Below are 12,709 nucleotides of genomic sequence, written 5' to 3'. Positions count from 1 at the left end.
GCATTTGCTTGTTTGGAAGTAGGTAAACCCCAATACAGTTCAGTTAAGCATTTATTTCTTCTCTCAGTGCCGCGCCAGTTGCTTCAAGTCTCTTAACCGCAAGGGCGCACTGGCTTCTCTGCGCCTCTGTGGTTCGTTAAAAAACTTGACTTTGCCAAAAGTTTTTAGCCTTAACCCAAGCGTATTGAGGTAAACCCTTGAGCAACGGCGCAATATCGAGAATGCTATTATCGAGGGAGCATCGAAGTATGCCACAGACAGTGGTGTAGAAATTCCCGCTTCTGTGATGCTAGCTGTAGGTTACAAACCATGAGCTAGAATAACTCTGGTTAAATTGCTTAAAGTAATTGACAAAATTACCTCTTCAAAGTAAGGTCTGCACAAACTCCCCCTTTTGGAAGAGTTACCAAGAGAGTTTGCTGCGGCGAAAGACTAATCTCGTAAGTCTCGTCCCCAAGTAATACCTGGAACTTCGAGGACTTGTCTTTGTCTACATCTGCTTTTACAGATTTGTTAATACTTAAGGAAGGACTTCTCCCAGACTCGTGTAGGCTAGGGTAGTGGCTTGCTTTTGCCGCATCATTCCCAGAGGAAAATCTAAGATCCCCTACATTTTCTTCTTTCTTGAGAACAGGTAACAACGAGATATCAATCAAGGGTAAGGTAATCTTCAGTGTCGTACCTTGATGAAGTCCCGTACTCTCAAGAGTAATGCTACCTCCCATGAGTTCGATTAAGTTTCGTGAAATTGCTAGTCCTAGTCCAGTACCTTCAAACTGGCGGCTGGTTGTGCCATTCACCATCACAAAGGGGCGAAATAGTTTGTGCTGTTGAGTGGGATCAATTCCTATACCTGTATCTTTAACTATTACCACCACCTGAGATTTACCATTACTATGTTGAATTTCTGTAGCAATGGTGATGCTTCCTGTGTCGGTGAACTTAGTGGCGTTGCCAATAACATTAATCAGCACTTGCTTCAGTTTTGCTGCGTCTGCCTTAATTGGTATTGCTTGAGGATCTAACTCGCATTTCAATTGCAAGCCTTTTTGTTGAACATTAACTGATTGTAAATTAATCACCTCTAACAATATTTGTCGGAGATCAAGAGGTGTGGTGACTACAGAAAGCTTACCTGCTTCGATTTTAGAAATGTCGAGTAAATCATTAATAATATTTAGCAAATGAATCGTTGTTTCATCGGCACGTTTGAGAAACTCCATTTCTTCTTCCCGGCTATCACATAAGCCCTCTTCAACCAGGCGAATACAGTTAATAATAGTATGTAATGGGTTTCTCAATTCATGGGAAGTCGTAGCCAAAAACTGGCTTTTAATCTGGTTAGCGCTTTTTGCTTCTTTCCAAGCTATTTCTAATTCTTCTGACCCAGCTTTGAGCCGTTCTACCATTTGGTCTAGTGCTTGGGCCAGTTGATTGAATTCCCGGATTTTAAAATTGTGCGGAACTGGTTGTGCAGCGTGGTGAGAGTGAATATTGAGAGCGTAGTCTCGCAATTCTTCTACAGGACGTGCCAAGTAAGGAGCTAGATATAGGGATGCTAACAAACTTGCACCAATTAAACCAACTGTCAAAACGATGAGAATTAGTTTAATTTCTTCTAAACCAAAAAGCGCATTTTCGACACTAGTAACAGCTAAGACTATCCATTTTTGCTGCTGCTGTTGGGTGAGTGGATTTGCAATAGCCGTATAGCCAGCTACTAATTCGTGCCCCTGTGTAAAAGACAAATTTATCGAATCGTTTTGCCCCGCAATTGCATTTTTAATTATGCTCTTGAGTTGGGAAACATTTGGGTGCTGATTAATATTAGTTCCCACCCAATCTGTGAATGGGTGTGCCAAAATTGTGCCATCTTCAGCAATCACCACCATAGCGCCTGTGAGCGATCCCGGCGGATTTTTGATTTGTTGGTACAATGCAGACTGAATACTTAAGCTGTAAACCAAATTTTTTCGGCTATCGGAGACTGGTGCAGATAACACTACTTGCAATTGATTTTGTGTGTTTCTTTTTCCAGTTATTCCTGTCTTTGGCGGTAAGATTGCTTTGACATCAACTCCGTCACTAGGCAAAGGTAATTTCAACTCTCCAATAGCTTGATCCCCACAGCTACTGGCAATTATTTTCTGGCTTAACAGATTTGTTAATTGGATGCATTCAATACTGGCTGGAAGTTGTTGCCTTAATTGCGTGATAATTTCTTGCTCTTGTATAGGCGAATCCGACGGAATCACTGTTGTTTTACTTACACTCAGTAAAGTAGCTCTTAAGAGAGCGATCGCATCTTCAATTCTCTCACCTTTACTGATAGCGCTTTCTGTTAAATTTTGACGTGCAGTTCCCAATATGCTAGAGCGTGCCTTATTCAAGGCAACAATCTCGCCTATAAGTAAAACTGGAACGAACAGAAGCAGTATTCTCGTTACTAAAATTCGACGAAAAGATGATTGGCGGTGATTAGTCATCGAGTGTCTCACTTTGCATCTGCAAACCACAACAGCAAAGATATGTAATTAGATGAGCTAGATGAGACATTTTATTAAATTATCAGAATTTTATTTTCAATGTTTAAAATTAACAAATTGCTATGATTCAAAAAGAAACGTGGTATACCAAAATTAAGATATGCTAGATTCAGAAGCTGTTTGTGTTGCATATAAATACAGTAGTGAAGTTGTAAAACAGTCGGTTGCAGGCATGGATTTTTTTTGAGAATCTACACACTAGCAAAGAAAATATTCAAACTATCAAATCAATTTAATGTTGCAACATCGTCCTCACACTACAGTTGTTTTAGCAATGAGTGCAGATGGTAAAATAGGAGATTTTAGGCGATCGCCTGCTCGGTTTGGCTCAAGGCTTGATAAAGCACACTTAGAAAAACAAATCGCTGCCTCTGATGCGGTTTTATTCGGTGCTGGCACTCTCCGGGCCTACGGAACAACACTTACTATATCAGATCCAGCTCTAGTGCAACTTCGGGTGCAAGAAGGGAAGCCTCCGCAGCCAGTTAATATAGTGACTACACACTCTGCAAACCTCAATCCGGAAATTAAGTTTTTTAAGCAACCAGTTAGACGTTGGCTACTCACGACAACAGCAGGAGAACTTTTATGGAAAGGACGCTTAAGGACGCTTCCTTCAACTCTGGGAACCAAAGTACAGGAATGCCCTCCAGAATTTGAGCAAATTCTGGTTTTTGAAACACCAACGCGAGAAATAGACATTTCCGCAGCTTTAAAGCATCTAGCCACTCTACATATAACACGCTTGGCGATTTTAGGTGGAGGTGAATTAGTCGCTTCCTTGCTGGGATTAGATTTAATTGATGAATTATGGCTGACTGTCTGCCCGTTGATTTTAGGTGGTAATACTGCACCCACACCCGTAGATGGGAAAGGATTTTTACCCGATATAGCTCCCAAGCTGCAACTGCTAGAAGTTCATGCAGTTGAGCAAGAAGTCTTTTTGCACTATCGCCTGCAACGACCAGCTTTCTTAGATTACGCTAAGTAAAGTTATTTATTGGGCATTGGGCATTGGGCATGGGGCATGGGGCATTGGGCATTGGGAGAGAATTCCTAACTCCTAACTCCTAACTCCTAACTCCTAACTCCTAACTCCTAACTCCTAACTCCTAACTCCTAACCCCTAACTCCTAACCCCTAACCCCTAACTCCCCACTCCCTACTCCCTACTCCCTACTTTCTAAGATGGTGGAACAACTTAAGCCTCGCTATTCTGTCGTTTGGACGAACAAAATTGCTGAAGTACCCCAAAATGCCTGGAATGCTTTGGCAATGCCACTCAAAACGCCGTTTTTAGAATGGGAGTGGCTAAATAATATCGAAACCTCCCGTAGTGCTACAGCTAAAACTGGTTGGTTGCCAAATCACTTGACATTGTGGCGAGATAGAACGCTGATTGCTGCTGCGCCACTTTATCTCAAAGGACATAGTTCTGGTGAATTTGTTTTCGATCACCAATGGGCAGAGTTAGCCGATCGCATCGGAGTCCAATATTACCCAAAATTGCTGGGAATGACACCATTTACTCCTGCCGAAGGTTATCGCTTCTTAATTGCCCCAGGAGAAGATGAAGACGAAATCACAGCGATGATGGTGCATGAAATTGACACTTTTTGCTCCAAAAATCGAATTTCTGGGTGTCATTTTCTCTATGTCGATCCCCAATGGCGTCCGATGCTGGAACGGCATGGTTTTACAACTTGGCTGCACCACAGCTACGTCTGGGAAAATGCTGGGTTTAAAACTTTTGATGACTACTTGAAGGTTTTCAACGCTAATCAACGCCGCAACATCAAGCGGGAACGCAAAGCTGTGGAAAAAGCCGGTTTACGATTACAACCTCTGAGTGGTGATGAAATTCCTCAGTCTTTGTTTCCCTTGATGTACCAGTTCTATGCTGACACCTGTGATAAGTTTGGCTGGTGGGGTAGCAAGTATCTCACACGCAGGTTTTTTGAGCAGCTACACGCCGATTATCGCCATCGAGTCTTGTTTATTGCTGCATATAGCGAGCAAGATAATTCTCATCCTTTAGGAATGTCTTTTTGTTTATTTAAAGGTGACAAACTCTATGGACGCTATTGGGGAAGTTTTCAAGAAATAGATTGCTTACATTTTGATGCTTGCTATTATGCGCCGATTGAGTGGGCGATCGCTAACGGTATCCAAATTTTTGACCCTGGCGCGGGTGGACGCCACAAAAAACGCCGTGGTTTCCCTGCTATGCCCAATCACAGTTTGCACCGATTTTACAATAATCGTTTAGGACAAATTTTACGTCCCTATATTAAGGAAGTGAATCAACTCGAACAGCAGGAGATTGAGGCGATTAATGCAGAGTTGCCATTTAGTGAGAAAGGTGGTTGAGGGAAAGGAACTACTTTCGTAGCAAAGTTTGCCGAATGATTAAGCTTTACTCGGCAAACAGATGCAAATTTTCCTTCTTTTCAAAATTGTGAAATTAAACTGTTGCGATCGAGACGGTATTTCTGCTACCATTCGTCAAAATTCACCCTCTTGAATGCCTCGCCGAATAATTTCTTCGTGTTGGTGTACTGCCTGTGCCCTTTCTGATTCTCCTCTTGAAGTGAAAATAGCAGCAGCTTTCTGGAAATCTTCAATTCCCTTTTGTGGTTGTCCTTCTAAAGCCAGAGTATTACCTCTATAAAAATAAGCCTCGGCATAGTTAGGATCAAGCTCGATTGCTCGCGTGTATTCACCAATTGCTTCTTGAGACTGACCTTGTTTAGCCAATTTACGCCCACTCGGAAAAATTCTTGTGCACTCGCCATAGTTCCTGAATTTTGTCCTTGACTGCTTGGACTACATAAACCATTTGAATCTTTGACCTGCCCCGATGGATAGCGCTATTTTTCGGATGTAATTCATGATTAGCAACTGAAGTAAGTAAGCCTTTAGCAGGGCTTTTAAATTTCATTTCAACGCGAGTATATAGTTTTTTTTATAACTATGGCTTCAGTAAATTTATGCACTAGTATAGTTGCCGCTCAGTTGATAATAAAAGTATAATTTATAGCAACTTCTCTGATTTACTTTTAAGTAAAAGGAATCAAAAATATCTGAAAGATATCAAGAAGACTAAGGAAGATAGGAATTACACTTAATATAGAGTGTAAAAACCCTCAAGAAAGAAAATTTCTTTTTATAATGCTTATGGATTTGATAGTTGAAGATTTAGCCGCAATTGATGATAAACTTTCCCAGCGTCATATTGACCTTGATCCCGGTGGATATTTTATTATTTACTTGGATCGAGAAGCAGGGTTAATATATGCCAAGCATTTTACAAATGTGATTGATGAGCGTGGTTTAGCTGTCGATCCCGAAACGGGAAAGGTAATTCCGGCGCGAGAAAAGGTAGAACGAACTCACACGACGGTTTTTAGTGGGAGGACGGCTAAAGAACTTTGCGTGAAGATTTTTGAAGAAACTCAGCCCTCTCCTGTAACTCAATTAAATCATGCAGCTTATTTGGGTCGAGAATTTGTTCGGGCTGAGGTAGCTTTAGTCAAAGAGCAAGAGTATGTTCAAGATTAAAGTTAGGAGTGAAAAGTTAAAAGTTAGGAGTTAAGAGTTAGAAATTCATAATTCCTCACTCCTAACTCCTAACTCCTAACTCTGGCATTAGCCATTAGATGATGGCTGATTTATCTGATAGATATAGTAAGTCGCCATTGGGATAACGGTGGCGGCAATTAACAATCCTACTACCCAAGCAGTAGCGTTACCTTGGTCAGTTTCGCCTGCTTTCTTGAAGGTTCCTTCTACCTGTACATTGTCACTTATTTGGGGTGGCCCTGGATCGGCTTTGCCAGAGAGGACAGCGACAAGGCGATCGCTTGCATCTAGAAATGCCTGATTGTATTTGTTACCATTGCGTAATGGCACACTTACTGTTTCAGTAGCTATACTCTCGGCAATAGAGTCAGTGAGCAAAGGTTTGACTTGATCCCCAGTAATAATGGCAGTACCATTAGTAACCGTATCAATAACCAATAAGGTTTGATTAGCTTGGACTTCTTTTGTGGGAAACCATTTTTCAAACAGTTCTTTGGTGAAGCTTTCTGGTGTTTCACCATAGTCGAGGCGGCGAACAGTAACAATTCTAGCTTCCTTACCTGTTTGCTTTGCCAAATCCTCGAAAGCGCTGTTAATTTTACCTTCATTCAGACGGCTGATAACTTCACCTTGATCCAAAACCCAGGTGTTATTCCCTGCTGTGAGGTTGGGTATTTGATTCACACCTGTGGCAAAAGCAGGTGCGGCAAACAGTGAGGCTGCTAAAATAACCGTCACCAAAGGGAGAATTAGCCTGATGAGGTGTTTTTGACTGTTAAATACTTGTTTGAGGAGCTGTTTCATCGTGTGATCCCTAAGACAGACTTGCACCAAAAATACTACAGAACCACTGCAAAAATCACCTAGTTCCCGGTTTTCTCCAGTATCAAGTTTCTCCTACTACCAGCAGATATATATTTTACGGGATTTTTTGATTGCACAAACTTGTTCTGAGGGCGGTTGCAGGCATTAAATTGACAAGAAATACCGCCCATTTTGGAGATTAACCCAAAAACTTAGGGCGGAATTTGCAAACCATCTAGAAATGATATCGTATAATCAATATTTTTGGCAGAATTAAGCATATTTTTTCATATCTGCAAGTAGCTTTTCCTGCTGTACCCATTGATGGGTTGATATCTGCATTTTTCGGAAATTTTAGCTAAATTCCTATCAATATAATATTTACATGACCATAATTTTAACTAACGACGACGGCATTGATGCCCCTGGTATTCGAGCGCTGCTCAAAGCTGTAAACGGCAAAAATGCTATTATCGCTGCTCCTGCTGATCATCAGTCTGGCTGTGGACATCAAGTTACCACCACTCGTGCCATCAACCTCCAGCGACGTTCTGAGACTGAGTATGCGATCGCAGGCACTCCCGCCGATTGTGTGAGAATTGCATTAACACAAATTCCCGCAGATGTCAAATTTGTGGTTTCAGGTATCAACGCTGGGGGCAACTTGGGAGTAGATGTCTACATTTCTGGGACAGTGGCTGCTGTGCGGGAAGGCGCAATGCACGGTATTCCTGGAATTGCCATTTCTCAATATCGCAAAGCCAAGCAGAATTTTGATTGGGATCTGGCCGCCAAATTCACAGTTGAAGTTTTAGCGGATTTACTCCAGCGTCCCCTAGAACCGGGAAGCTTTTGGAATGTGAACTTGCCGCATCTGCAACCAGGAGAACCAGATCCTAATATGGTGTTTTGCCAACCCTGTAAAAGACCTTTGCCTGTAAACTATCGAATTGAAGGCGATAATTTTTATTATGTAGGCGAATATGGCAAACGCGATCGCACTCCTGGTAGCGATGTAGATGTATGTTTTTCCGGTAATATCGCGGTAACTCAGTTAAGAGTTTGACATCAGCTATCAGTTACTAATTAACTGTTACCAGCTTTTAGGCTATTACGAATTACATCATATCCACCAAATTACGCAAACAATAGCCGAAACCCTTCTTTTCACGTAGGGGCAATTCATGTAGACGCAAAGCGGCTTCCCGCAGGGTATTGCCCCTACGGCGTGTACTTTTGCGTAAGTCCTACCATAAAAGAACCCCACCCCCAACCCCTAAGAGCTCTTCGGGAGGGGAGACAAAGCACAGCTTTGGCGGGGTGGGGTTCTCCGGTTTTGAAATCTGGTAAAGTTTCAGTAGCACTGAACACCAATTTCAAAAAAAGCAGAAAAATATGCAGTTTCTCAAAATTGTTCTTGTCGTTCTCGTGTTGATGGTAAACCTGGTAATTGCTCAACCCTCTTGGGCGGGCAAGGATTTTACTAAGGGGGCTGACTATGCTGAAGTAACTCAGGCGCTTAATCAACTTCTAACTGTAAAGGATACACCTGAGCAAGCTGGTTATACACCTGAGCAATTCCGGCAGCGACTGGCACAATTGCAGTTTCAGAAAAATGTCATAGAAACAGCTAGAAAGCGCGCGCAGTGCCGCAATGAAACAGGAAAGACGTTGGCTGTCTATGCCAATAAACCAAAAAAATCTCCAACCCAACTCTACTTCTTGGGCGCAGGAACAATCACAGATGACGATTGGGATTGCGATGGCATTTACTTACCCGCAGGTTCTCAAGTGGTTCTAGGCCCGAACGCTCAACCACAACAACTAGCCCAACCAATCGCCGTCAAGTTTGTGGATGGTACACAGTCTATTGCAAGAACCAATCCAGTCACTGGTGCAATTGAATTAAATGTTGAACCTGCCAAAGTATTCAAGGCGGGTGAGAGCAGTTGGTTACTCCCCAATTTCTCTCAAGCAGATATTGATACGCAAATTCCTACCCCACAACTCATTGACTAATCTCATCTAGATAATTCAACTTTTATGCACTTCCCACATAAGAGTTGAATTAAACCAATAGGATATGTAAAGGAAAATCTTCAACCATTGAACAATCAACTTTTAATTAAGGAAAAATTACAAACCACGTTTGAGAAGATTCAAACCAAGAGCGATGGCTCTCCTATTACTGATTTGCAGTTAGACAAAACCTTAGCTGAAGAAATTGAACAATTGACGACAGAATTAGAGAGTGTCAATCCCAATCCCAATCCTCTTCTCTACGCTACTTCTTTGCTAGAAGGAGCTTGGCAACTGCAATACTCCACTGCGAGAGAAATCCGTACTTTAGTTTCTCTCCCATTAGGATTAAAGCTGGGTAAAGTTTATCAAGTGATTGATGTTGCAAATAAATTGTTTTTCAATCTAGCTAAAGTTAAACATTCTCTGGGGCTAGTATCAGGATATGTCAAAGTGACAGCTAGCTTTGAGCCAGCCAAAGAAGATTTAGAGCCTCTAGCGAACAAACGTATCAACGTTTATTTTGACAAACGCTACCTATCGATTGAGAAGATTGTTGGCATTAATACCCCTCAACTCAACCCATTTAAGGTTATCTCAGCGAATAATCCTACTAGCAGAACTGCAACACTGGACATTACTTATTTAGATGAAACCTTAAGAATTGGACGTGGAGGAGATGGAAGTTTATTCATTCTTAGTAAATCTCAAGATTTACCTAACTTCAACTCCTAAATTTTAAATTGATCGCGCCACCGAATGAATATGGCTCTCTTAATAACGCATCTTTTCAACAAGGTAAAACCAGGTTCTGCGATGGTAGAGCTTAAAACATTAAATTTAAAAGTAGGTCATGGTATAGAAGGAGATATTAATGCCGATCCTATAAGCCCTAGACAAGTTTTAATTGTTAGGTATGAAGATATTTTAGACTTATCAATTAAACCAGGAGAATTGCGAGAAAATATTGTGGTTACAGGTATAGAATTTGATAATTTTATCCCTGGTTCTCTGCTAAATTTTGAAAGTGGTGCGGCAATTCGTCTAACTTTTCACTGCGAACCGTGTAAACGAATAGTCCACTTGGTAGAATCATTAAAGAGCATCCAAGGAAAAAGAGGAATTCTAGGCGTAGTTATTAAATCAGGTAAAATCCAGGTTGGTAGTAATTTTCAGGTTCAAGCTAATAAATTTCCAGCATTATCTGAAAATCCATATCAACGATTCCTAAATTTTATCATCAAAATCCCAAGTGGAAAAGTAGTTACATATAAACAGATAATCAAAGGTATGGGAGTAGATAATAGCTATCTAAGAGCTATTCCTACATACCTGAAAAAAACCTCGGCTACTAATTATCCAGTACATAGAATATTAAACTCTAAAGGTCATTTGATAAATTATGTGAACCAACAAAAAAATAAGTTAGAAAATGAAGGAGTTAGAGTTTTATCGGAAGCAGATTTATTAAGCAATTTAAACAAATTTTTTGTAGATATTAAAGATTATCTATGGGAAGATGACACTATATATTTAGAATAGAGATTACTGTAATTTTAATATTATTTATAATGTTTTGTAGAAAAATACTTCGTTTAATCAAGATAATCCCTGATTTTTGATTTGTTTAGATGTAGCTTCCATAAAGTCGATAAAAACTTTTATGAGCTTATGAATTCCCTCGCTACCTCCTGCAATTAAACCTCCTGTCAGCAATGCATCTAAACAACGGAAAATAACTACTTGTATTGGATTATCTAAATCAATAACTACAAGTGGCTCGATTGAGCGAATACCTATTGCACTCATTAAAAGACCGAATAAAAGGGATGTCCATAGAGCAATTGTTCGTGTATCAGATTTATATGCTGCTCTTTGCCGCTCTTTTTCATTTATATCATCAATTTGTGGCTTGAATATTTTTAACGGTTCTTGTTGGTTTTGTGTAAAGTTTTGGATGATTTGCTGCTCTAAACTCATTCCTTCAGGTGGGAGTCCACTGATTTGATTAGATTCTAAAGAAGAAAATTGGTTCTGTTGTACTTCCATAAGTCTTATCTTTTCCGACAGTAGAGCCTTTTTTTGCTGAATACTAATATCTAATTGTTCAACGAATGGGCCCCGCCAAGTAGTTATAAAAACTTCTAAAGAACGCTCTAATAGCAAAGAAATAAATAATTGTAAGGTAAGTAGCTGGATAATATCATTAAGCCCAAATGGTTTTAAAACGAATGGTTTAGATGATAACCAAGTTGACAAAGTTACTACTAGAAAACTAATAATAATTAATACAATAAATAGAGGAGATTCTGGAGAAAGCTTTAGCAACGTATCTATACTCCTGTTTCGCGTCACAATATCTAACACAGCCTGGAGGTGAAAACTACACCTGCTGAGTAACTTAACAACGTTAATTTGATAGAACAGTAAATAATTTATTACCCGACCATTTTTTTCAGCCGTGTGATATAGTATGCGACTGTGGAAGCGATCGCACAGGGTAATCTAATGGTTCGTGATAAAACTATTGTTATACAAGCATTCCAGAAGTAAACGCTAGGCTTAAAATGCACTGCGCGAAGCTACTGTGTATGGGGCGGCGTTAAATATGAAAAGGTGCGACGCTAGAGCAAACAGCAAGCGTAGTACCAACTAAAAACCCCTCCAAGGTTGAAGGGGTTAAAGTAATTTTTGGTAATGGGATGGTGATTAGGGGAAGACGGCAGCTTTTCCTTCTTTGTGAAGTATTTTCTTATCAAAGCAACGAGATGAGAGTAAAGCATTTTATAAATCCGTTACGAACCTCTGCAACGCTGTACTTAGTAAGATAAATTATTAGTGTTGCTGAATGATGTCAGCTGCCACTCGACGGCATTTAGGTAACCTGTATCATTCAAAGCTTGTGCTGGTAACTTTTTAGCGTTGACAGCAGCCTTAACCACATCTAGTGCAGTCAGGCTTCCTGTTTGGTATTGAGAAACCAAAGCACTACCACTAGGAATACCCTGTGCTTTCAAGTTACCTTGATAAGCTAGAAATGCAGCATCAAAGGGTTTGAGGTAGCTGACGTTCGTAGAATGAGTGAATAAATTGTTAGAGTTGATAGCTATAAATTCGTCACTATTGTTAGTAGCTATTTGAGCGCCACCGATTCCAGGTAATAAAGCAATAGAAGCAACAATGAGTACAGAATCTACCAAGGTAGAGAGTTTCATAGGGTTATCCTTAGTTAGAGTAAAGTGCAATTAGTGTTCTTGAGTAATAGAGTCTTATTTTTTATCAGTCTCAACTTCCTGCACTCAGGTCACCAGAGCGGTTGGTTTATTCCTCACCCATTCGGGTGAGCTAATTGAGCGCAAGAACTGAAAACATGAATCGACAGCAAAGTTCAGGACAAACTTGAACAGATATATATTTAACTGAGGCAATCTAAAAATTTATGCAGCGCTGTTACTCAGTTGTAGGGGTAGCCCCAATACGGTTCGGATAAGGAGGGGAAGTAGGGGAAGCAGGGGAGGAAAGAGGGTTATTGTTGAGTAATTCTTCTCTTAAGAACAGCTTCTCTTCTCCCCCTGCCCCCTTGCCTCAACCAAGAAATTCCTTAACCGAACGGTATTGGGGGTAGCCCAATCAGGGCAAACGCATCTTATTTACTAATAAAAACTAAAAAGGATTCCTGAAATATCTAAATAACTGTAAAATCTCATGAGGCTATAAACAAAACAAATCGAATTTTCTTGGAAATATAAATTATCTTA

At 40.4% G+C, this 12,709-nt stretch carries 12 protein-coding genes; 7 read left to right on the top strand and 5 right to left on the bottom strand.

Annotated features, from left to right (window positions below; all coding sequences use genetic code 11):
* Positions 1 to 356: 356 nt before the first annotated feature.
* Entirely contained in the window at positions 357 to 2,486 is a 2,130-nt protein-coding gene (locus LC586_RS22870; protein WP_229486964.1) for an ATP-binding protein, read from the bottom strand.
* 295 nt (positions 2,487 to 2,781) lie between these two features.
* Between LC586_RS22870 and LC586_RS22865 the strand changes: the two genes are divergently transcribed.
* Both LC586_RS22865 and LC586_RS22860 read left to right on the top strand, forming a co-directional pair.
* Positions 2,782 to 3,537, top strand: coding sequence for a RibD family protein (locus LC586_RS22865; RefSeq protein WP_229486963.1), 756 nt, complete (start codon positions 2,782 to 2,784; stop codon positions 3,535 to 3,537).
* Positions 3,538 to 3,734: 197 nt separating this feature from the next.
* Positions 3,735 to 4,916, top strand: coding sequence for a GNAT family N-acetyltransferase (locus tag LC586_RS22860; RefSeq protein WP_229486962.1), 1,182 nt, complete (start codon positions 3,735 to 3,737; stop codon positions 4,914 to 4,916).
* A gap of 135 nt (positions 4,917 to 5,051) precedes the next feature.
* Here LC586_RS22860 and LC586_RS22855 read toward each other — a convergent pair whose 3' ends face one another.
* Positions 5,052 to 5,303 (bottom strand): tetratricopeptide repeat protein, encoded by a 252-nt coding sequence (locus LC586_RS22855; protein ID WP_229486961.1) that lies wholly within the window; start codon positions 5,301 to 5,303, stop codon positions 5,052 to 5,054.
* A gap of 420 nt (positions 5,304 to 5,723) precedes the next feature.
* Here LC586_RS22855 and LC586_RS22850 point away from each other — a divergent pair, with 420 nt between their 5' ends.
* Complete coding sequence (locus LC586_RS22850) at positions 5,724 to 6,107, top strand: DUF4346 domain-containing protein (protein WP_229486960.1); 384 nt, start codon at positions 5,724 to 5,726, stop codon at positions 6,105 to 6,107.
* 87 nt (positions 6,108 to 6,194) lie between these two features.
* Here LC586_RS22850 and psb32 read toward each other — a convergent pair whose 3' ends face one another.
* A complete protein-coding gene (gene psb32 / locus LC586_RS22845; protein WP_229486959.1) occupies positions 6,195 to 6,932 on the bottom strand; it encodes a photosystem II repair protein Psb32 in 738 nt (245 codons plus the stop codon).
* 385 nt (positions 6,933 to 7,317) lie between these two features.
* Between psb32 and surE the strand changes: the two genes are divergently transcribed.
* The 4 genes from surE (at position 7,318) to LC586_RS22825 (ending at position 10,493) form a co-directional block, all read left to right on the top strand.
* Positions 7,318 to 7,998 (top strand): 5'/3'-nucleotidase SurE, encoded by a 681-nt coding sequence (gene surE / locus LC586_RS22840; protein ID WP_229486958.1) that lies wholly within the window; start codon positions 7,318 to 7,320, stop codon positions 7,996 to 7,998.
* A gap of 329 nt (positions 7,999 to 8,327) precedes the next feature.
* On the top strand, positions 8,328 to 8,951 hold the full coding sequence (locus tag LC586_RS22835; protein ID WP_229486957.1) for a hypothetical protein: 624 nt from the start codon (positions 8,328 to 8,330) through the stop codon (positions 8,949 to 8,951).
* An 87-nt stretch (positions 8,952 to 9,038) separates the two neighbouring features.
* A complete protein-coding gene (locus LC586_RS22830; RefSeq protein ID WP_229486956.1) occupies positions 9,039 to 9,686 on the top strand; it encodes a PAP/fibrillin family protein in 648 nt (215 codons plus the stop codon).
* Between the two features lie 81 nt (positions 9,687 to 9,767).
* Complete coding sequence (locus tag LC586_RS22825) at positions 9,768 to 10,493, top strand: MGMT family protein (protein WP_229486955.1); 726 nt, start codon at positions 9,768 to 9,770, stop codon at positions 10,491 to 10,493.
* Between the two features lie 57 nt (positions 10,494 to 10,550).
* On the opposite strand, the gene LC586_RS22820 is transcribed toward LC586_RS22825, so the two are convergent.
* Positions 10,551 to 11,279 carry a hypothetical protein gene (locus tag LC586_RS22820; RefSeq protein WP_229486954.1) on the bottom strand — a complete coding sequence of 243 codons (729 nt, stop codon included), beginning with the start codon at positions 11,277 to 11,279 and terminating at the stop codon, positions 10,551 to 10,553.
* 491 nt (positions 11,280 to 11,770) lie between these two features.
* Entirely contained in the window at positions 11,771 to 12,166 is a 396-nt protein-coding gene (locus LC586_RS22815; protein WP_229486953.1) for a hypothetical protein, read from the bottom strand.
* Positions 12,167 to 12,709: the final 543 nt, after the last annotated feature.

This window comes from Nostoc favosum CHAB5714 (genome assembly GCF_020829495.1).
In the GTDB taxonomy this organism is placed as follows: Bacteria; Cyanobacteriota; Cyanobacteriia; order Cyanobacteriales; family Nostocaceae; genus Nostoc; species Nostoc favosum.
Note: the sequence above shows the minus strand (reverse complement) of the source record. Positions and strands in the feature narration are given on the sequence as shown.

Excerpts from the sequence above, each read along its gene's own strand:
- LC586_RS22870 (WP_229486964.1), bottom strand. The coding sequence starts at position 2,486 with ATGACTAATCACCGCCAATCATCTTTTCGTCGAATTTTAGTAACGAGA.
- LC586_RS22865 (WP_229486963.1), top strand. The coding sequence starts at position 2,782 with ATGTTGCAACATCGTCCTCACACTACAGTTGTTTTAGCAATGAGTGCA.
- LC586_RS22860 (WP_229486962.1), top strand. The coding sequence starts at position 3,735 with ATGGTGGAACAACTTAAGCCTCGCTATTCTGTCGTTTGGACGAACAAA.
- LC586_RS22850 (WP_229486960.1), top strand. The coding sequence starts at position 5,724 with ATGGATTTGATAGTTGAAGATTTAGCCGCAATTGATGATAAACTTTCC.
- psb32 (WP_229486959.1), bottom strand. The coding sequence starts at position 6,932 with ATGAAACAGCTCCTCAAACAAGTATTTAACAGTCAAAAACACCTCATC.
- surE (WP_229486958.1), top strand. The coding sequence starts at position 7,318 with ATGACCATAATTTTAACTAACGACGACGGCATTGATGCCCCTGGTATT.
- LC586_RS22835 (WP_229486957.1), top strand. The coding sequence starts at position 8,328 with ATGCAGTTTCTCAAAATTGTTCTTGTCGTTCTCGTGTTGATGGTAAAC.
- LC586_RS22825 (WP_229486955.1), top strand. The coding sequence starts at position 9,768 with ATGGTAGAGCTTAAAACATTAAATTTAAAAGTAGGTCATGGTATAGAA.
- LC586_RS22815 (WP_229486953.1), bottom strand. The coding sequence starts at position 12,166 with ATGAAACTCTCTACCTTGGTAGATTCTGTACTCATTGTTGCTTCTATT.